Annotated in this window: 21 protein-coding genes; 13 read left to right on the top strand and 8 right to left on the bottom strand. The window is 42.6% G+C overall.

All coding sequences use genetic code 11. The features are described from left to right. Positions 1-82 precede the first annotated feature (82 nt). The 3 genes from E2K98_RS08700 to E2K98_RS08690 are packed head-to-tail and all read left to right on the top strand — an operon-like array spanning position 83 to position 3,071. Positions 83-1,330 (top strand): quaternary amine ABC transporter ATP-binding protein, encoded by a 1,248-nt coding sequence (locus tag E2K98_RS08700; RefSeq protein ID WP_133333867.1) that lies wholly within the window; start codon positions 83-85, stop codon positions 1,328-1,330. Positions 1,331-1,333: 3 nt separating this feature from the next. After that, positions 1,334-2,185, top strand: a complete 852-nt coding sequence (locus E2K98_RS08695; RefSeq protein WP_133333866.1) for an ABC transporter permease — start codon at positions 1,334-1,336, stop codon at positions 2,183-2,185. A gap of 1 nt (position 2,186) precedes the next feature. Continuing rightward, the gene (locus E2K98_RS08690; RefSeq protein ID WP_133333865.1) at positions 2,187-3,071 is read left to right on the top strand and encodes a glycine betaine ABC transporter substrate-binding protein; all 885 of its coding nucleotides are present in this window, start codon (positions 2,187-2,189) and stop codon (positions 3,069-3,071) included. An 87-nt stretch (positions 3,072-3,158) separates the two neighbouring features. On the opposite strand, the gene E2K98_RS08685 is transcribed toward E2K98_RS08690, so the two are convergent. Next, a complete protein-coding gene (locus E2K98_RS08685; RefSeq protein ID WP_133333864.1) occupies positions 3,159-3,854 on the bottom strand; it encodes a DUF421 domain-containing protein in 696 nt (231 codons plus the stop codon). Between the two features lie 206 nt (positions 3,855-4,060). Here E2K98_RS08685 and E2K98_RS30855 point away from each other — a divergent pair, with 206 nt between their 5' ends. Next, positions 4,061-4,213, top strand: coding sequence for a hypothetical protein (locus E2K98_RS30855; RefSeq protein ID WP_165976220.1), 153 nt, complete (start codon positions 4,061-4,063; stop codon positions 4,211-4,213). A gap of 197 nt (positions 4,214-4,410) precedes the next feature. Here E2K98_RS30855 and E2K98_RS08680 read toward each other — a convergent pair whose 3' ends face one another. Then, the gene (locus E2K98_RS08680) at positions 4,411-6,030 is read right to left on the bottom strand and encodes a M20/M25/M40 family metallo-hydrolase (RefSeq protein WP_133333863.1); all 1,620 of its coding nucleotides are present in this window, start codon (positions 6,028-6,030) and stop codon (positions 4,411-4,413) included. A gap of 150 nt (positions 6,031-6,180) precedes the next feature. Next, a complete protein-coding gene (locus E2K98_RS08675; protein WP_133333862.1) occupies positions 6,181-6,942 on the bottom strand; it encodes a dimethylarginine dimethylaminohydrolase family protein in 762 nt (253 codons plus the stop codon). A gap of 184 nt (positions 6,943-7,126) precedes the next feature. On the opposite strand from E2K98_RS08675, the gene E2K98_RS08670 reads away from it, so the two are divergent. Next, positions 7,127-7,861: an IclR family transcriptional regulator gene (locus tag E2K98_RS08670; protein WP_133333861.1), complete on the top strand. Its 735-nt coding sequence runs from the start codon at positions 7,127-7,129 to the stop codon at positions 7,859-7,861. Between the two features lie 240 nt (positions 7,862-8,101). On the opposite strand, the gene E2K98_RS08665 is transcribed toward E2K98_RS08670, so the two are convergent. After that, complete coding sequence (locus E2K98_RS08665; RefSeq protein WP_165976219.1) at positions 8,102-9,004, bottom strand: glycoside hydrolase domain-containing protein; 903 nt, start codon at positions 9,002-9,004, stop codon at positions 8,102-8,104. 339 nt (positions 9,005-9,343) lie between these two features. On the opposite strand from E2K98_RS08665, the gene E2K98_RS08660 reads away from it, so the two are divergent. Together E2K98_RS08660 and E2K98_RS08655 are read left to right on the top strand one after the other, a co-directional pair. Then, entirely contained in the window at positions 9,344-9,613 is a 270-nt protein-coding gene (locus E2K98_RS08660; protein WP_133333859.1) for a CD3324 family protein, read from the top strand. Positions 9,614-9,747: 134 nt separating this feature from the next. Next, complete coding sequence (locus E2K98_RS08655) at positions 9,748-10,398, top strand: FusB/FusC family EF-G-binding protein (protein WP_133333858.1); 651 nt, start codon at positions 9,748-9,750, stop codon at positions 10,396-10,398. A gap of 46 nt (positions 10,399-10,444) precedes the next feature. Here the strand turns inward: E2K98_RS08655 and E2K98_RS08650 are convergent, their stop codons facing one another. Further along, positions 10,445-11,308, bottom strand: a complete 864-nt coding sequence (locus E2K98_RS08650; RefSeq protein WP_133333857.1) for an NAD(P)-dependent oxidoreductase — start codon at positions 11,306-11,308, stop codon at positions 10,445-10,447. A gap of 235 nt (positions 11,309-11,543) precedes the next feature. Here E2K98_RS08650 and E2K98_RS08645 point away from each other — a divergent pair, with 235 nt between their 5' ends. The 3 genes from E2K98_RS08645 to E2K98_RS08635 all read left to right on the top strand — a co-directional run bounded on the left by E2K98_RS08645 (position 11,544) and on the right by E2K98_RS08635 (position 14,832). After that, positions 11,544-12,047 carry an Lrp/AsnC family transcriptional regulator gene (locus E2K98_RS08645; RefSeq protein ID WP_133333856.1) on the top strand — a complete coding sequence of 168 codons (504 nt, stop codon included), beginning with the start codon at positions 11,544-11,546 and terminating at the stop codon, positions 12,045-12,047. Next, positions 12,044-13,237 carry an aminotransferase gene (locus E2K98_RS08640; RefSeq protein WP_133333855.1) on the top strand — a complete coding sequence of 398 codons (1,194 nt, stop codon included), beginning with the start codon at positions 12,044-12,046 and terminating at the stop codon, positions 13,235-13,237. Before E2K98_RS08645 ends, E2K98_RS08640 begins: the two co-directional genes overlap by 4 nt. Before the next feature lie 344 nt (positions 13,238-13,581). After that, a complete protein-coding gene (locus E2K98_RS08635) occupies positions 13,582-14,832 on the top strand; it encodes a sensor domain-containing diguanylate cyclase (RefSeq protein ID WP_165976218.1) in 1,251 nt (416 codons plus the stop codon). Positions 14,833-14,928: 96 nt separating this feature from the next. Here E2K98_RS08635 and E2K98_RS08630 read toward each other — a convergent pair whose 3' ends face one another. From E2K98_RS08630 to E2K98_RS30850, 3 genes are all read right to left on the bottom strand, one after another. Beyond that, positions 14,929-15,849: a phosphatidylinositol-specific phospholipase C/glycerophosphodiester phosphodiesterase family protein gene (locus E2K98_RS08630; RefSeq protein ID WP_133333853.1), complete on the bottom strand. Its 921-nt coding sequence runs from the start codon at positions 15,847-15,849 to the stop codon at positions 14,929-14,931. Positions 15,850-16,010: 161 nt separating this feature from the next. Then, entirely contained in the window at positions 16,011-16,361 is a 351-nt protein-coding gene (locus tag E2K98_RS08625) for a sensor histidine kinase (protein WP_133333852.1), read from the bottom strand. Positions 16,362-16,436: 75 nt separating this feature from the next. Continuing rightward, positions 16,437-16,586: a hypothetical protein gene (locus tag E2K98_RS30850; RefSeq protein WP_165976217.1), complete on the bottom strand. Its 150-nt coding sequence runs from the start codon at positions 16,584-16,586 to the stop codon at positions 16,437-16,439. A gap of 392 nt (positions 16,587-16,978) precedes the next feature. Here E2K98_RS30850 and E2K98_RS08620 point away from each other — a divergent pair, with 392 nt between their 5' ends. The 3 genes from E2K98_RS08620 (at position 16,979) to gpmA (ending at position 19,808) form a co-directional block, all read left to right on the top strand. Next, on the top strand, positions 16,979-17,701 hold the full coding sequence (locus E2K98_RS08620; RefSeq protein WP_133333851.1) for a GntR family transcriptional regulator: 723 nt from the start codon (positions 16,979-16,981) through the stop codon (positions 17,699-17,701). A gap of 158 nt (positions 17,702-17,859) precedes the next feature. After that, positions 17,860-18,873, top strand: coding sequence for an SIS domain-containing protein (locus tag E2K98_RS08615; protein ID WP_133333850.1), 1,014 nt, complete (start codon positions 17,860-17,862; stop codon positions 18,871-18,873). A 167-nt stretch (positions 18,874-19,040) separates the two neighbouring features. Further along, positions 19,041-19,808, top strand: coding sequence for a 2,3-diphosphoglycerate-dependent phosphoglycerate mutase (gpmA, locus tag E2K98_RS08610; protein WP_133333849.1), 768 nt, complete (start codon positions 19,041-19,043; stop codon positions 19,806-19,808). Positions 19,809-19,870: the final 62 nt, after the last annotated feature.

Below are 19,870 nucleotides of genomic sequence, written 5' to 3'. Positions count from 1 at the left end.
TTTGGCGTAATACCAACATTGCCCAGTAAATCTAAAATAATCTACAATAAGATAGTCAGTTCGAAAAAATTGAGGTGAATCTATGAGTAACAACTATAAAATTCAAGTTCGTAATGTTACAAAAGTTTTTGGAAAATCAAAAACAGCTCTTCAGCTATTGAGAGTGGGAGAGACCAAACAAAGCATTTTAAAGAAAACTGGTGCAACTGTAGGTGTTAGCCAGGCCAACTTCGAAGTCGAAGCCGGTGAAATTTTTGTCATCATGGGTTTATCCGGAAGCGGTAAATCGACATTGGTGCGATTGATCAATCGCCTGATTGAGCCTACATCCGGGGAAGTCCTGATTGATGGGAAAGATATTGTAAAAATGAACAAAGAACAGCTACGGGACATGCGCCGTAAAAAAATCAGTATGGTCTTCCAGAAATTTGCACTCCTCCCTCACCGCACGGTTATAGAAAATACCGAATATGGGCTGGAGGTCCAGGGGGTTGCAAAAGAAATCCGCAAAGAAAAGGCGCTGGAGGCTTTAAGGCTTGTCGGGCTCGAAGGATATGAAAACCAGTACCCGAAACAGCTAAGCGGCGGAATGCAGCAACGGGTTGGATTGGCCCGGGCCCTTGCTAATGATGCCGATATCCTGCTAATGGACGAAGCCTTTAGTGCACTCGATCCCTTAATTCGCAAAGATATGCAAGATGAGCTGCTCGAGCTACAGTCAACGATGAAAAAAACAATTGTGTTTATAACTCACGATCTTGACGAAGCGCTCCGAATCGGTGACCGTATTGCCTTGATGAAGGATGGTTCCATCGTTCAGATTGGAACACCGGAGGAGATCCTTATTAACCCATCAAACGACTATGTTGAGAGATTCGTAGAGGATGTGGACCTATCCAAAGTATTGACAGCCGGTCATGTCATGAAACGTGCCGAGTCTGTTTCGATTGAAAAAGGTCCGAGAGTTGCCCTACAGATGATGAGGGAACTAGGAATTTCGAGTATTTATGTCGTGGATAAAAAGAAAACTCTACTCGGAGCGATCACTGCCTCTGATGCAAAAAACGCGCTTGAACATGGCCTCTTAGTCCGGGAAATTTTACAAACGGATATTTCCACTGTTGCGCCCGATACTTTATTAACCGATTTATTTGAAAAAGTCTCGACCGCGTCAATTCCGGTAGCGGTTGTCGACGAAAACAAGCGCTTAAGCGGGATTCTTGTCAGAGGGGCCGTCATTGCTGCGCTGGCAGGCAACAATGACACAATTAATCAATTAGAAACCGCAAAATCCGAAGTCGCAGCCGTTCAAGAAAGCAGGGGTGAATAAACGATGGAAAAATGGTTGCCAAAAATCCCGATTGCCGATTGGGTGGATGCTTTTGTCAATTGGCTGACGACAGCTTTTGAAGTGGCTTTTGACGGAGTTTCCGAAGTCCTTGAATCATTTGTCGATGGCTTAGTCGCAGGATTCGGCTATATCCCTTCCTATATTTTTATGATTCTATTAACACTGCTTGCTTGGAAAATCGCTAATAAGGGAATTGCACTTTTTACATTAGTTGGTTTATTTTTAATCGCAAATCTCGGCTATTGGGATCCAATGCTCCAAACCTTGGCGCTTGTACTCACAGCCGTCATCATTTCGATTGTTTTAGGCATACCGATGGGTATTTGGGCTTCACAAAACCAAGCAGTCAAACAAACGGTGACACCTGTTTTGGACTTTATGCAAACAATGCCTGCCTTCGTCTACCTGATTCCAGCCATTTTCTTCTTTAATATAGGTGTTGTTCCAGGGGTTGTCGCATCGGTTATATTTGCGATGCCGCCGACCATTCGCTTAACGATTCTCGGCATCCAGCAGGTTCCGGCTGATATTATTGAAGCCACCGAGGCGTTTGGATCGACAACCGGACAGCGTTTGCTAAAAGTACAACTGCCGCTAGCCATGCCTACGATCATGGCAGGGATTAACCAAAGTATCATGCTGGCGCTATCCATGGTTGTCATTGCTTCCATGGTTGGGGCTCCTGGTCTAGGTGCCGATGTGTACCGGGCTGTTACACAGATTCAAATTGGAAAAGGGTTTGAAGCCGGTCTATCGATTGTTGTCATTGCGATCATTCTAGACCGGATTACGCAAAATATCGGAAAAAGCAAAAAACAAGGGGGAACCGCCTAAAATGAAAAAATGGATATTGATGTTACTCGCAGCTTTATTGACCATGGGACTTGCCGCATGTGGATCAGATAAAACAAGTTCGGATGCTAAGGGAAAAACAGTCGGGGATAGTGTTGATTATAAAATCATCGGGATTGACCCTGGTGCCGGTTTGATGAAGGCATCTGCCAAAGCAATCAAGGATTATGGGTTAGATGATTGGACGCTGGTTGAAGGTTCAAGTGCTGCAATGACTGCCGCTTTGAAAAAAGCCTATGACAAAAAAGAGCCAATTATTGTTACCGGCTGGACACCGCATTGGATGTTTGCCAAATTTGATTTGAAATACTTAGAGGATCCAAAAGGTTCATTTGGCAAGGATGAAACGATCCATACGATTGCCCGTAATGGACTTAAAAAAGATTTACCAGAAGCCTTTAAAGTGATCGACCAATTCCACTGGACTCCCGATGATATGAATGTCGTGATGAACGGTATTGAAGATGGAGACCAACCAGAAGATGCTGCCGCTAAATGGGTAAAGGATAATGCGGATAAGGTAGCCGAATGGACGAAGGGTGCGAAGAAAGGTTCTGGCGAAAAAGTTACCCTTGGCTATGTTGCATGGGATAGCGAAATTGCCAGCACCAATGTCCTTGGAAAAGTCTTAACCGACATGGGCTATAAAGTTACGTTAAGACAAGTAGAAGCAGGACCAATGTGGACCGGCATAGCCGATGGCAGCCTCGACGCCTCCGTCGCAGCCTGGCTCCCATCTACCCACGCCGACTACTACAAAAAATACAAAGGCAAATTCCAAGACCTAGGCGAAAACCTAGCCGGCACAAAACTCGGCCTAGTTGTTCCAGCCTATATGGATGTTAATTCAATTGAAGATTTGAAATAAAATTCGACAAAAATCGGGTGGTGCCTGTCACCACCCGATTTTTGTCGAACACACTCACCCCTATTCTTTGCCCACTGGTGACTTCAACTAATCCTGATAAAGGTCAATAAAAAAAGAACCATTGGTTCCGACGACCGCATAGTGGATGTCTTTTATTTCTAATCTCCTCGTTTTTAACTGTTGTTCAAGCCATGGTTTGGAATACGGATCATTGAGGTTTTTATCAATAACCACTCCGTCCATGATCAGTTCTACTGGAAGGCTGTTTTCTTGATGAGGCTGATCAAGATTTAGATCCTTTTTGGTGACAGGCTGAAAAGGTGATTTTTTTAACACCGATAAGTTTCCACTCACCTCAAGTAAGGCAAATTCCACCTCAACAATATCAAAGATTCCCTGCTCCCTTAGTTGCAGATTCAAATGATCGAGAGTGTATTTTACTTTCTTCATATTTGAATCCAAAAGCTTGCCATTTTCGATAATGATGGTTGGTTGTCCTGATACCCAGATGCGAAGACGTCTGCTATTGGCAGAATAAGCAGACATGATTAAGTAGAGAAATATAAGTGTAAGAAAGGCTGCCAGCATCGGGTAAAATTTGAGATTAGTATCAAAGCCCATGTTTGCAATAAATGAACCTAACGTTATAGACAATGCAAAATTATAATGGTTTTTATGAGCATTTACCTGTTTGCCAATACAGTAAGTGACCACCATTAGAATAATAAAAGAAACAACTGTACGTAAAATTGCTAAAATCACAACATGCTCCAACTCATTCATCCTTCACAACAAAAGTACTCATGAAGTCATTATTTGCCATTGCAACTGTAAACATGCGAAAAAAACATGTGAAATTTTCACATGTTGCCTGGCACCTTTGTGTAAGCATTTTTGCCTTATGCCCATTTTTAGTGAGAAATGCTCATTTCCAATTCCATTTTCATATTTCTATGGTGTGGATATAATAAATGAAAGCAGGTGTTTGTATGCCTCGAGTTTTTGGTTATCCAATTATCGGTGTAGGTTATAATCCGTATATGTTTGGTGGATATGGGTTCCATCACCATCACTACCCATACTTTGGCGGTTTTGGCTATGGATTTCATCATCCGTGGCACCATCATGGATACGGATGGTAAATAAGAAAGAATGAAAAGTAATAATTCCCCAATTAAAAGTTACAAAACCTGAATTTTCACAAAATAGACTGAATCATAGCGATTCAGCCTTTTTATGTTTTTTAAAAAAATTCGAATGTAATTAATTGTTGTAACTGCAACTATTTCCAAAATCGTGAAAGATGAGAAAATGCTAGCTGTTGCTAGATTCTCCTTGCCTAAACTTCAACTTTTTTTTTGATCATGTTTTTGATTAGGCTTTCCACAAGCGCCGGAACTTCTTCAAATGCGCTCTTGATATGGAGGCGTTCGGTGCGTTTGTGGGCATCTTTCCCAAATGGCCCCACGTTCAGCACGGGTGCTTGGAGTTGTTTCATTTCCTCGAATGGGATGCTGTAGCTGTCTCCCCAAACCGGTGTGTTGGCGACAAAAGAATTCCATCCTTCATTCGTATCGTTGTAATTCACATAGCTTAAGTCGCAAATGCCATTGAAATAGTGGATTTGTCCTACCGGCAGCCCAAAATTTTCCATCCCCTGCGCTTTAATATGGCTCACACACTCACGAATAAATTCACTATCAGACGAATTGACAGCCGGATAATATGGCGGTGCATAGAGCAAAATCATTGCCGGTGCCAGCTCTTGGCACTCAATCATTAATGTATCAGCGATTTGGAAGGACTTATCGCGGTCATCCCACTCGCTGTTGGCGAGAACCTCGGCTTTCACCGAATTAACAAAATCCTGGCCAAGTTTTGCAACAGCATGCTCGAGCAATTGTTCATAACGGAGAACATGGACTTCCCCTACCGGTTTTACGCCCTGAGCCGTACAAATTTTTTGATAGGCCGTATTGCAGGCCATTGCTGCGTCCCCGGCAATCTCCTCAAAAATATCCATGATTTCCGCTGCATTTCGCTTCATTAAAAATACATTATACAAGGCAGCTGCACGAAATGGTGTCTGTGCCGAGTACTCCATTTTTAAATCCTTTTGCTGGAGTGTCACCGGAAGCGGCGTCTTTTCTCCCATCACCGTTTCCTCAAGTTTAACGTTCCACTCCATTTGCTGCGTCATAAACGAAGCCATATAGCTTGCAGTAATCCCGCTCAGCGGTTCGCCGACATGGGTTTCGCGCCCGTAAAAAAGCACGGAAGGCATAATTTTACCGATCGAGCCGGAGTAAATATAATAATTGCGGTCACCCGGCTGCTGCGTAAATACCGGCTCTCCATTTAGAAATAATTTGTAGGTGAGACCGTGTTCTTCACGCATTTCAACTAATTTCACTACAGCGGCCCGCATACCCGCCGAATTGACTTCTTCATCCGGAACCGTAAGTAAAATAAAATTAATTGGCCATTTTTCTGCGGAAGCCTTTTCAATTAATCCCATATGCATGACGAGACCCATTTTCATATCCATCGTGCCGCGCCCAAACAGATATTCACCAGAAAGAAGATCTTCTCTTGCATCCTCCGGCAGGCTGTCAATTCGGCTATAAAGTAATTGCGTTAATTCCTCAGGCTTGAAGGCGAATTCTTCGATATCCCCGTATTCCGCTGTAAAAACCGTATCAAAATGACTAATGAGAACAATGGTATCCTGGGCTTCTGGATGTTTGTATAGAGCGGTGACGAATCTTCTACCTAAATCCGCATCATGAAGACTTAAGTGACCAGGATTCTCTTGAAAATAGGGCAAACTCTGTAGTTTTGCTTCCAGCTTTTTAGGGAATTCCCGTTCTCCCGGCGTCAATGTCCGGCTTTCCCAGCTCACCACCTCGCATAACAAACGGCGAAGCCCTTCTTTTGTTGCCCACTGATATTCTGTCATGATCTTCTATCCCCTTTTAAGGTATTACACTTTGTCTAAAAAAGCGGAACTCATTTTAAATATACTGCTATAACGATCTATTTACTATCATTAATAGGCTGGCATTTCATGTCAGGAGCAGCAGAATGGAGCAGCTTTTTCTATGAAGATTTAGAAACGCAAGGACAAGCAGCTTAGTCCACCGTCTAATTTACGGAATTCAGTTGTATCTACTTCAATGGTTTTGAAGCCTGCATCCTCTATATTTTTCTTAGTTTTCGGGAATCCAGCTGGAACGATAACATAATCGTTGACGCGAATACAGTTGGCTGCATACTCTTCTTCAGTCGGCACAATGATTTTTTTGTAAGAATTGAAATCAGCATGGTCGACGAATTCACCAGCGGCCAAGATGATTCCTTCCCCAATGTAGTTAACCCCGGTTTTTAAGTGGAAGAATTTCTCTAATTCAACAATGGTAGCTTTGTAGTTTTCCGATTCAAGGATTTGCTTTAATTGTTTGGCACCTTCATGGTTCGTTCTCGCTGAAATTCCGATATAGAAATGATCTTCAATTTGTAAAATATCCCCGCCGTCAAGAGTTCCTGGTGCTTCAATACGATAGATTTTATCATAAAACTTCTTTAATACCGGCTCCATTTCAATAATTTCGCCATTGCGAGTGGTTGCGCCGGGATTGGATACTACGGCAAAGCCTGGTGTAAGAACAGCAGTATCCTCAACGAAGGTGGAATCAGGGTAGTTTTCGTTTGCTTGAAGCTCGGTTACCTCCACGCCGCATTGTTTAAGGGCTGCTATGTAAAAAGTATGTTGCTCCAGCGCCTTCTCTAAAATTGGTGTTCCAAGATCTGAAGTGGTTAATCCGTTTACATATGTTTTCCCAGGTGTTTTAACAATAACATTTTTAAACATGTAATCGACCTCCGTTTTTTCATATAGTGGAATTTTATTTCATCAAATGAAATTTATAATTTGATAGTATAGCAGTTCGATAATCATGTCAATATTTTTAATTTTTAAAAATTAATGTATAGTAAGGATAATGTTCCACATTACGGAATTTTCAATCATTATTTAGAAAAAGGGAGTTGAGGAAATGCAAACGATTGATCGTGCAATGGAGATCATCGAGATTATTTCCGGTAGTGAAGCGGCAAAGTGGTTGTCGATTACGGATATATCGAAGGAGTGCGACCTGCCTGTTAGTACCATCCATCGCTTGTTGAATTCAATGAAAGAGCATGGACTGATTCAGCAGGATCCGGACTCGAAACTTTACACACTGGGAAATAAATGGCTGGAATATGGTTTGCAGTTATATGACAGCTTCGATTTTGTCGGCCAGATTCGCCCTGAAATGGAGCGATTAATGAACGAGGTTGGAGAAAGTGTTTATTACAATAAGCCGTTTGGGCTGGAGTCGCTTGTGGTTGAAAGAATTGATTGTCCGACCAACCCGATTCGGATTTATGACCAGCTCGGCAATCGGATTCCGATGCATATTGGTGCTGCAAACAAGGCGATACTCGCGTTCCTGCCGCATGCGGAGTCGCAGAAAATTGTTGGAGAATTGGTCGCTGTAGAGGAGCAGGACGCATTTTTCGAAAAATTACAGGCTGTAAAATTGCAGGGGTATGGCATCAGTCATGGTGAGAAAACGAAGGGGACATCGGCGGTGGCCGCCCCCATTTTTAACCAGATGAATGAACTGATTGGCGCCATTAGCATCGGGTATGTCAATTTCCAAGTTTCGGAGGAGCGGGAAAAGCTGTTGATTGACAGCGTAGTGGAATATGGAAGGCGGATCTCGGTGAAATTGGGGTATAGGTAATAGATATTCCTGGGTAGTGCCTGTCAGCTTTGTGAAATTTTCACATTAGTGACAGGCACTTTGTGTTTAGTTTTGTGTTTCGCTGATTGGAGAGCTGTTATCGCTGATCGGACTCCTCGTTTCGCCAATTGGAACCCAGTTTCCGCTGATAAAGCTAACAAAAACGCTGATAGACCATAAGCGTCCACCCCACACGGACAAAAAGAGCGAAAAGTCCACGGGCGGTGTCAGGCACCGTATTCACCATAGGTCCTCTATTACGTCTGACTGAATGAGGTTGGTGTCGATGTTGCAGGTTGGGCCGTCGATTCCGTATTGCCAGATGGATACTTCTATTTTGTCGGGGGCCTTTGGTTTAAATTTGGGTGCGCTGTCCTTGTTGGTGATTCCAGGTTCAGGGTTGCTGCTCCAGATGATGGTCTGATCTTGAATCTCCTTATCCTTCTCCATCGCCTTTTTATATGCAGAGGTAACCTTAGATTCCTTTGTGAACACTCCGTAGATTCCAGGTTTATAATCCGATTTGTGCAAGGTGTCGACCCAGCCGCGAATAAAACCTTCATCGACAGGATATTTCGGTTCGATATCAGCGAAAATCCCGGTCCCCTTTGGAATTCCTATCTTTTTGGCATAACGGATTGCTTCTTTTGCTTCAGATACCCCTTTTTTATAGCCGGTGGCATCGATGAAATGATTAAATATCGGAATAACTTTGACTCCCTCTTTGTGAAGAAAGTCAGCCTCTTTTTTCGTAAGTCCTGTCGAGATTCCCTCTTTCGTCTCCAAATAACGGCCAAACACAGCTGGCTTGCCATAATGCTTTTTTACACATTTTAAAAATGCCTTATCCACCTTTGTAGCGGAATCGACACCCCAGAGGGTTTTATGTTTGGGAGCAGGCTTCTTTTCCGGTTTTGGCTGATGGTCTGACTTGGGATTTGGTTTAGGCTGGGAATGAGGTTGGGAGTGGGACTTGGGGTGAGGCTTTCCAGGATTCTTTGTGGAATGATCCCTCATGACTGTCTGCGCTTTAGGCGGATCAGACTGCTTTTTGGCTCCATTATCATGGAACATTACGAGAACCAACGGGAGAACCAATATGGCACTTAAAACGATTGTCCAAAACCATTTTCGTGTTTTCATACTTTCCCTCCATTCGACATTCTGTAAAAACACAGTATGCCAATGGAAGTTTGAACGTGTGGGCATGGACACTCCAAGTGGAGCAGAAGCACCTGTAAAAAAATAAATCCCTCACGCTTGTGGGAGATTTTGTTATAATAACAACAGATTAAGGGAGGTGCGTACAGTTGGAGAATCACTTAAGATTGTCTGGTACTTCTGCCACTCATGCAAAGCCTAGTATTGGAAAGGCGATACTTTGCATGGGGCGAATCATTTAATTTTATCGCCGACCTAGCTTTTCTACTATTTTGGCTTTGCACCTTATTTTTTCAAAATCGAAATAAGGGGCTGGCAAAAATGAAATATATTAATGCAAACAAGGTTTTACCCGAAAAGCTGATCGTAGAAATCCAAAAATATGTCCAGGGAGAAACCCTATACATTCCCAAACCGGAAACGGAGTACCGGAAATGGGGAACCTCAAGTGGCGGGAGACGGCTGCTCGATCACCGCAATGCCGCTATTAAAGCAAAGTTCAACAGCGGCTGCAGCATCCAGCAATTAGCCGAGGAACACTATCTCTCTACAGAAACCATCAAAAAAATTGTCTATTCGAAAAAGACATAATCGAACAGCACTGGTGAAAAAACTTCATCAGTGCTTTTTTATGTAAAAAACAGTTCTAACCCATTTTCTCCATTTTAGAAATCAGCTGTATTTTTTAAAATAAACAGTATAGAGAATGATAGGAGCTACCCAAAATGACCGAAAAATTTATTAAAAATGAACAGCTTAATTTTATAAAAAATCAGATTGCCTTTATTAAGGATAGCGCCAAAAAGAATGTGGCCCCTACCGTTTTAGCTGCAGTGCAAGACTTAGCCAATGCTAAAATCAACGACCTTTTTCCAAATGCAACATTGGAACATCATAAAATGCTCGACCTTTCAAGGCTGAAGACAGATGCCGAATATGATCAATATATCCAGCATCTTTCCGCCTACGTGATCCCTTTTCCCAAAATCACCGAGCAGCAGTTGAAAAAGATGTTTCCTAAAAATAAAAAATTAAAGCTGCCTGATTTATCACAAATTGATCACGGCCAACTGACTTATTTGAGTTGGAACGACCTCAGTTCCAATAAAAAATTTATTGTTTATGAGCTGGATGGAAAAATTGCCGGCATCGAATGCAAAGTTACTCCCATCAGTAAAGAAAATATCTGTGCCTTCTGTAGCCGCTTTGGCCAGGTTGCTTACATTTCCACCATAACAAAAACGAAAAAGTCCAAAAACCCGGATTACTACAAGGCCATCGGCAATTATATTTGTACCGATAGTTCCGATTGTAATAAAAAAATTACCAATGTCGACTATTTGACATTGTATCTTAAAGACTCGCTGGGAATGTGAAAACTTCACATGGTTTCTTTCGCCATTGTGAAGTTTTCACATCCTTCTATTTAGTTGGTTTTAGGAATTGATAGATGGCCGAGAAATCAAGTTCACCGAGGCCCTGTTGTTTTGCTAACGCATAGAGTTCCTTGGTGAGGTTGGCGCTTGGCATCGATAAAGAGTGTTCGTATGCCGCCTGGGAAACTAGCTGAAGATCCTTTTGCATCAGCCTTAACGGAAAATCGGCCGAATACTCGCCGGAGAGAATTTTGGTCTTTTTTCCTTTCAACATCGGAGCCGCGGTCGGCCCATTTAACAGTGTTTCCATAACAGTTTCCTTTTGAAGACCGAGAGCTTCACCAAGATTCAGGGCCTCCGCAAACGCAGCCATCGATTGGGCGAGCATTAAATTAATGACAATTTTCATGGACGTCCCTTTCCCGGTTTCTCCTTGATAGAGAACATCCTTCCCCATTGTCTGAAGCAGCGGCCTTACCTCCTCCATATCCTCTTCCTTGCCGCCCACGAGGAAAACAAGCTCTGCCTTTTCTGCAGGAATTCTTGAGCCCGATACGGGTGCCTCTAAAAACCGAATTTGACGTTTTTCTGCCTCCGCTGCCATTCTTCGTGTAAATGCGGGATCGACGGTACTGCATTCAACCCAGAGGCTGCCTTCACGTAAACTCCCCAAAAATCCTTCCTCACCCAAGGCAACCTCTTCCACAGCCTTTGGCACCGCGAGCATGGTAAAAATAACAGTGGACCGGGCAGCGACTTCCTTCGGAGATGCAGCCCAATTCGCCCCCTTCTTTAAAAGGTCCTCCGCTTTTTCTTTTGTTCGATTATAAACGACTATTTCATGGCTGCTTTTCAATAGGTTTTCAGCCATACGGCTGCCCATAATTCCAAGTCCGATAAATCCAATCAAACCCTAACATCTCCCTTATTTTGATAATTTTAGTATGGCTTTTGAGGGGATTTTTTAATAAAGTGGAAAGGGTTGCCAACCTCCTGTAACTTTCCACTAATTTTAATAAAAAAATAATGAATTTAAATTGAGTGATATTTCAAAATAACCTATTATAGTAATATTACCGACTAATTTCGATAATTATCGCCAATCTCCTATAAACTGGAGGTTGTATACTTTGAGGAGGCTCGTTATGAAACTGAGCAGTGAGGAAATTGAAATTTTAAAAATACTTGAAGAGGACCATCAATTATCGGCGGCCACCATCGCCTCCATGGTCATGAGCGACGAAGAAACCGTCAAAAACTCGATTAAAAAATTAGAAGATCAAAAGGTTATTATGAGTTACCCGACATTAATCAACTGGAGTAAGGTTGAAGGCGAAGCAAACATTATTGCCATGATTGAAGTAAAGGTTACTCCGAAACGCGGCGTTGGTTTTGATGAAGTGGCGGAAAGAATCGCTCGTTTTCCGGAGGTATCCTCTTTGTATCTGATGTCAGGTGCCTATGATCTATCCATTACAATAGAAGGAAAAACGATGAATCAAATCGCTAATTTTGTATCAGAAAAATTATCAACGATTGAGCACGTCATTTCCACTACCACCCATTTCATGTTAAAAAAATATAAACATGATGGAGTTAATTTTGAAGGCGGCGAAGATAAGGATCGCAGGATGGTGGTTACACCATGAAAAACGGGTATTCTTCCTATATTTCACAATTGGCAAAAGACATTCAGCCTTCGGGAATTCGTAAATTTTTCGATTTGGCTGCCAGTATGGAGGGGGTTATTTCGTTAGGGGTGGGAGAACCCGATTTCGTCACGCCATGGAATATTCGCGAGGCAACGATTCTTTCACTCGAGCAGGGGATTACCTCTTATACTGCCAATCCGGGGTTGCTGGAATTACGTCAGGAAATCTGTAAATACTTAAATAATCGGTTTTCAGTCGAATATAATCCTAAAGATCAAGTGATTGTTACCGTCGGGGCAAGTCAGGCAATTGACCTCGCCTTCCGGGCGATTTTAAACCAAGGGGAAGAAGTTTTGATTGTTGAACCAGCATTCGTTGCATATGCTCCATTGGTTGCATTGGCTGGCGGTAAACCAATTCCGGTTTCAACTTCACCGGACAACGGGTTTAAGGTAACACCGGAGCAAATCGAATCTGCTATCACGGAAAAAACAAAGGCGATTTTGCTTTGTTCACCGAACAACCCGACAGGAAGCATGCTGACAAGAGAAGATTTAACGGAACTTGCCAAGATTGTTGAAAAACATGACTTAATCGTTATTTCTGATGAAATTTATGCGGAACTGAGTTACGACGAAACCTTTACAAGCTTCGCAGCCATCGATGGGATGTATGAGCGGACCATTTTGATTAACGGTTTTTCAAAAGGCTTCGCGATGACCGGCTGGCGCTTAGGGTTCCTAGCGGCTCCAGTGGAATTTGTTGAGGTTATGCTGAAGATTTACCAATATACGACGATGTGTGCGCCGCATATGCTGCAGATCGGAGCGATTGAAGCCCTTCGCAACACCTACCATGAAGTGGAAGAGATGCGAAAAAGCTACCGCAGAAGACGGAACTTTATGGTGCAGGCCTTAAACGAAATCGGCCTGGACTGCCATGTACCGGGTGGTGCCTTCTACGTATTTCCGTCGATTCGTTCAACAGGTCTAAGCTCGGAACAATTTGCCGAAGAACTACTACTGGCGGAAAAAGTCGCCGTCGTCCCAGGCAACGTCTTTGGCGAAAGCGGCGAAGGCTACGTTCGCTGCTCCTACGCCACCTCCATGCAGCAGCTCCAAGAAGCACTAAAACGCATGCAGCGATTCGTGGAATCGCGGAAAATGGTACTGCAGGGAAAATCTTAAATAAGTGTGTTCGACAAAATTCGGGTGGTGCCTGTCACCACCCGAATTTTGTCGACAGCATCCTTATGAATATGTTAAACTACTGCGGATTTCAAAGCTAAAAGGATGATACGATGTTAAGGCCCTTCACTAAAAAACTTCTAAATCGATCGAAGGTGTGCTCCAGTGCGGATCGGGAGTTTCTTTATTTCAATGATGATGTTTTATTTGAGCGTTTAAAGCTTGTTTCGTATATGTTGATTTTCACTTAACCCGCATTTTTCATTGTCGATTTCTTCCTATTAAATGGGCTTGCTTATCCGACTTACAAAAAGATGCTAGCAGGTGTACATGTCTCTGGGCTTATGATTTCGCTTATTTTTATTGTGATTTATCGCTATTTACGGAACGACATTAAGGCAAAAGGGTCTATCATTCACCTTTATGTCTTTTTTTATTTATTGATAGGAGCCGTTTCCTCTCTCAATAGTCAATTGCTGAACGGAAATCTTTACGCCTATATCATTATCTTAATTGGGGTTGCTGTCATTTTCCCTGTCCATCCGGAATATCTACTAAAAAATTTTACGGGGGTTCATTTACTCTTTGTTATAGGCCTTTTCCTCCTTGAACAAGACCGAGTCTCATTTTTAATCAAGCTCATTAATTCCACGGGTGCTGCAGTAATTTCTTTTACGATTGCCCTAGCATTTTACACATTTCGTAAAAATGATTTTTTAAACAAAAGGAAGCTTGGCAGGAAAGAGGAAGTTTTTCGCCGCTTATTTAATTTAAATCCCAATCCCTTGTTTCTCATAAATCCTGATAGCAATGAAATTCTTCTCATGAACCACCAGGCAGTTGAATACTATCAACTCCGGGACATTGAAACCGACGGAAGCTTCTTGTTTCGCACCCCTAAAGAAAAGGATGATATTTTTACAAGATTAAAGGAACAGGGAACGATTAAAAACATTGTAACGGAGCAACAAATCACTCCATATATCCGCAAATGGTCCATGCTTCATTTCGAGCTGGTTGATTACTTAGATCACACCTGTATGTTAATTGGAACAACGGATATTACCGATATCAAGAAAACGGAAGAAGAACTAGAAAGGCATGCCTCTTATGATATGCTTACCGGTGTCAAAAATGGTAGGATTGGGATTGAGCAGCTCCGTAAACAAGTTTCCGGAGGGCCAGAGTCCGAAGAATTTTTTCTTAGCTTTATTGATATTAATGATTTGAAAAAGGTCAATGATCGTCTCGGCCATGCATCTGGGGACGATCTAATTAAAACTTGCTGCGAAACCTTGAAACGGCATATCGATCATCACGATGTCCTCTTTCGTCTTGGCGGAGATGAATTTATCATCCTCTTTTTTAAAAAGAAAAGGGAAGACGTTGAGCACATTTGGGGAGATATTCAGCGTGATTTCGAGTTCCTGAATGAAGAAAAACAAAAGCAATTTCACATCTCTGTCAGTCATGGGCTCTACCACTATGTACCTGGGGCTCCGATTACCGTCGAAGAAATTCTTGAAACCGCAGACCAAGAAATGTATAAGGAAAAATCCCTTTATAAGGAGCGAGAAGCCTCCTTCGGAAAATGACACCTCAACCGTCCACCCACAGTGTACAAAAATAGTGAAATGTCCACGAACGGTGTCAGGCACCATGTGAATTCTTCACATGGTGCCTGACATGAATTATTTCAAATCATCTATCCTTAAATAGTCTGTATAGATTCCCGTAACACCCTGGTTTAATAGTGTTTTTGCCTCCACTTTATTATTGACCGTATGGACATACACCGAAATCCCCTGCCTCTTTAGCCTCTCAATAAATGGCAAACTAGCTTGGTTCTGTGACAATGCTACTACCTTAATATCGCTATTTTGCAGAAATCCAAGGATATTTTCCCGGCTCATCATACCTAATCTATACGTTGTTAAAATCATATTTTCAAAAGGATAAATCTCCTTTATTCTCTGATAATCTTTTGGCCCGTACACTTGGGGAATTATTCTCTGCAGCAGTGCCTGATTCTCCTTTGAAAATTGAGCCACAACCTCGCTAATAACACGTGTATTATCTAATTTTGTATCCGTGATAAAATAAACATCAGGGTACCTTTTCATTAAAGTGATGAGGTCGTATACGGACAGCGGCTCCCACCCGTCATGGATTTTTAAGCTTTTAAACTCCTGAAGTGAAAGTTGATCGCCTTTGTTCTTCTGGCCTAAAAACGGATACATATACGCGTGCCAGTCATGCCTTGCGACTATATGACCGTCAGTCGTAAAAACAAGGTCCACCTCAAAAACTCGGATACCATTTTTATAATTGGATTGAAAGGCTTTTAAACTATTTGTCACTCTTTTCCTTTCAACTCCGCCCATCCCGTGAGCGATAATTTTGGTTTTCTGTACCCATGCATAGGGAGTGACTTTCAAAGGAATAAAGGGAAACCCCTCTTTTATACTTTTAGGTAAATCCATCTGAAGCAGCCTTTTACTTTCTCCTTGGTCGATCATGGCGAATGCAGCAGAGCCCCCGGAACTTCCTGAAAACATAATTAGTCCAGAAAATAAAATAGTAGTAGTGCATCTAATAAATAAGCGATTCATTGGTCAACAACTTCCTAGCAGTAATTAAAGGTAATATTCCGTCCCAATCCGTATTTTCCCTCGAATTCCAACCCATTATTCAAAAAGGTGACAGGCACCGGTCGTGGACTTTTTATCGATTTTGTCCTTGTGGGGTGGACACTAGGCAAACAAGGGCAAGTTTATAAAAAGGATAAGGATCTAAACCTTTGGTTCAGACCCTTTTTTGGAAAGTAGTAGAAGCGGAATTTCAACCTGGAACACCGCTCCTTTTGGCTTTCCGTTAAACGCATGGATGGACCCCTTATGCCCTTCAATAATCGCTTTGAAATCGCCAGACCAATCCCTGACCCGCCGGCATCGCCGCTGTAAAACCGTTGAAAGATTTTCTCCTCTCCTCCCGGTGCTAATCCAACACCATCATCCTTTACCTCAACGATAACCTGCTGTTCGGCCAAAAAGCTTCTTACCACAATCCTCGTTTCCGCATACCGAATAGCATTTCCCAGCAGGTTGATCAAAGCCCGCTTCATTTTTCCCCATCCATTATAACCGAATCACCGAATTTACTTTCAACCACCACATCGATATATACTTAGCTCGAAACGCTAGCCGTTTTCCAATATGGGAATTTGTCTGCGAAACTGCTTTTCCTTCCACTTTCTCAGGATTGGCCGCAGCCGACACGCTTTCACTCCATAAACGCCCCCCAACAACATCACAGCCCCAATTCCGGCAACCATAACCTTCTTCACCATGAATCCCTCCTTTATTTGTCCAGATTACATTTTTAAGTATAGACAAATAGGCGGGTAAAACCTTGGTATAAATGTGTGAAAAGTATGTGAAAATGTGTTTGTTCATTTTTCGCATGGTACCTTTTTGAAAAATCATATAACTGATTTGCGGAAATTTCCTGTTCTTCGACAGGATTTCCCAGGGAATTTTACGAACTTCGACGTCTATTTTGCTAAAATAATTGTAATCTATCAAAAAGGTCTACACAGAGGATGAATTTATTCGGCAAAATTCGGGTGGTGACAGGCACCTGTCGAAAAATTTGATTGTCTCCTTTCAGCAAATCAGGTAAGATAAACTCAATAATATGACCAAAGGTTATTAACATCCAAAGATAAGGATCTGATTTTAAATGGATAAAAGTATTCCTCTATATCAACAATTAAAGGAAAAAATCCTTAAGCAATTTAAGGACCTGTCACCACTCACGCCGATTCCTTCGGAGAGGGAGCTATGTGACCTTTTTGGTGTAAGCAGACCAACGGTAAGGAGAGCACTAGAAGAACTTGAGCAGGATGGTGAGGTATATCGCCTAGCCGGTAAAGGAACATTTATTGCGGATAAAAAATACACTGACCATGAACTGCAGTCATTTATTGGCTTCCACGAAGATGCCAGCCAGCAGAACAAAACACCCACATCAATGGTGCTTCAACAAATCGTGACAACAGCACCTGTGGACGTTGCAAAAATCCTTGAAATCCCGGAAGACTCAGAAGTATTTTTACTAGAGCGCCTAAGGTTCGTCGACAATGAACCCATATGCCTTGTCAGCAGCTATATCCCATTGCGAATATGTCCTGACCTCATCCGCACCGATTTTTCCGAACGTTCACTATACAAATTTCTCAACCTGCACAACATTTCCATTCATAAGGCCAAAAGGTCGATTGAAGTAAAAAAGGCACCAACAAGGGAATCTACTTATCTGAAGATTGACCTGGACAGTCCTATGGTACTTTTTCAAAGCCTTGGATTCACCGAAAACGGTTCACCTTTTGAATTCGTCCAATCAAGGTATCCCGCCTATAAGGCCCGTTTTGAAAGCGAAGTATACCGTCCACACGAGATGTAACCAAGGCAGCCGGTGCCGTGACGGCTGTCTTTTTCGTGCTAAATTGAATTTTTGATTTTTCAAAAAATATGATTGATTTCCAACTGATCCTCATGTTAAATTATAACCAGAGGTAACATACTAAAGGTTATATAAAACACAAGGTGGAGGGGTAGAAGATGTATAATTTCGATGTAGAACGATTTTTGAAAATCCAAAATGGGGCATTAAATTTAAAAAATGAATTCGACCAAGCGATTGATACAGCGTTAGAAAAAGGCGTTGAAAACCTATTTTTCGCAGGAACAGGCGGTGCAGCCATCCTAATGGAGCCGGCAGAATTCATCCTAAAAACACACTCTACCTTGCCTGTCTTTACAGAAATCTCATCAGAAATAATGCTCATTGACCATAAACACTTTGGCCCAAAATCACTAGTCATCCTCCCTTCCCTTTCCGGAACCACGAAGGAAACCGTGGAGGCCGCGAAATACGCTAAAGAAAAAGGCGCCACCACCATCAGCCTGGTCGGTCATGCAGATACACCATTGGCACAACTGACAGACTACACCTTTGTAAACTATGCAGAGGATGATACATCCTGCGAATCCTTTTACATTCAATCCTACCTGCTAGCATTCCGCATCCTGTATAAACTAAACGAGTTGCCGCAATACCACCAATTCACCGAGGAAATGAAGAGCTTACCAGAGGTATTACTAATGGTAAAGGAAGCAACCGAAGAACGCGCGAAAGCCTTCGCCCGCAAACACCAAAACACCCCTTACCACATCCTTTCCGGTGCCGGCATCGATTGGGCCCAAACGCATTATTATGGAATGTGCATTTTAGAAGAAATGCAATGGATCAAAACGCGAGCAGTCCATGCCTCACATTTCTTCCATGGCACATTAGAACTAGTCGAAGAAGACACCAGCATCCTTCTTTTCAAAGGGGAAGACAAAACACGTTCACTCGTAGAAAGAGTCGAACGTTTCGCCGAGCACTATTCGAAGGAAGTAACTGTTTTTGATACGAAAGACTATGAGTTAACAGGCATTTCAGCGGAATTTCGAAGCTACCTATCTCCAATCGTCTTTGCCACCTTGCTCGAGCGTGTCAGCTGCTACCTGGAAAAATACCGCGAACACCCGCTGACTACAAGAAGATATTATAAGAAAGTTCCATTTTAATATCATTTAAGAGCAGGCACTTTCGGGTGGGCTGCTTCTTTTTTTAAAGGAACATGTTTTGTGGCAGTAAAAGTATTGTGCTCTGAATTCGGTAATTCCCGTTGTATCTATAATTCACTCCCGCAAAACGCATACTAAGTAAAAACTATTTTCAGGTGGTTAAAACAGTGAAAAAAATTGTTTTTATCCGGCATGGTCAAAGTCTATATAATCTGGAAAATCGTTTTACCGGCTGGCTGGACATCGACCTTACCGATGAGGGGTACAATGGGGCCCGAGAAGCCGGTGCGATTTTGAAAAAGCATGGATTTACCTTCGATGTTGCCTATACCTCTGTTCTCAAGCGGGCGATTCGGACCTGTTGGATTCTCCTTCATGAAATGGATTTAGTGTGGATTCCAGTACAAAAATCGTGGAAGCTGAATGAGCGGCATTATGGTGGGCTGCAGGGGTTGAACAAGGACGAGGTCATCGCCCGCTTCGGTGAAGAGCAAGTAAATGAGTGGCGGCGCTCAGCCAAAGTCCGTCCGCCAGAGCTTTCTAAGGAGGCTCATGAGGGTATCCTGACCGAACCGAAATATGCAGGGCTCGGAGCAGAAGAAATACCCTTTACCGAAAGCCTTCTCGATACAGAAAAGCGTGCTGTAGCCTATTGGAAGGAAGCGATTGTTCCTGATTTACAGCAGAACAAACGCGTGATCATCTCTGCACACGGAAATACATTAAGGGCTCTGGTGAAAAATCTCGATCAAATTCCCGATGAAGAAGTCACGAGCCTTAACATTCCCAACAGTATTCCCCTCGTCTATGAACTCGACGACAATCTTAACCCTATCCGACACTACTACCTATGTGACGAAGGCGAAGCAGCAGAGGACCGCATCCCTCGGCATATCGACCCGAACGACCCCGAAAACCGCGAGTGGATTGGATGAACGGATTCGACAAAAAACGGGCGGTGACAGGCACCACCCGTTTTTTGTCGAATTGCAGGATA

This window comes from Bacillus salipaludis (assembly GCF_004358205.1).
The sequence above is the reverse complement of the archived record's forward strand: the minus strand, read 5'-3'. Positions and strand labels throughout refer to the sequence as shown.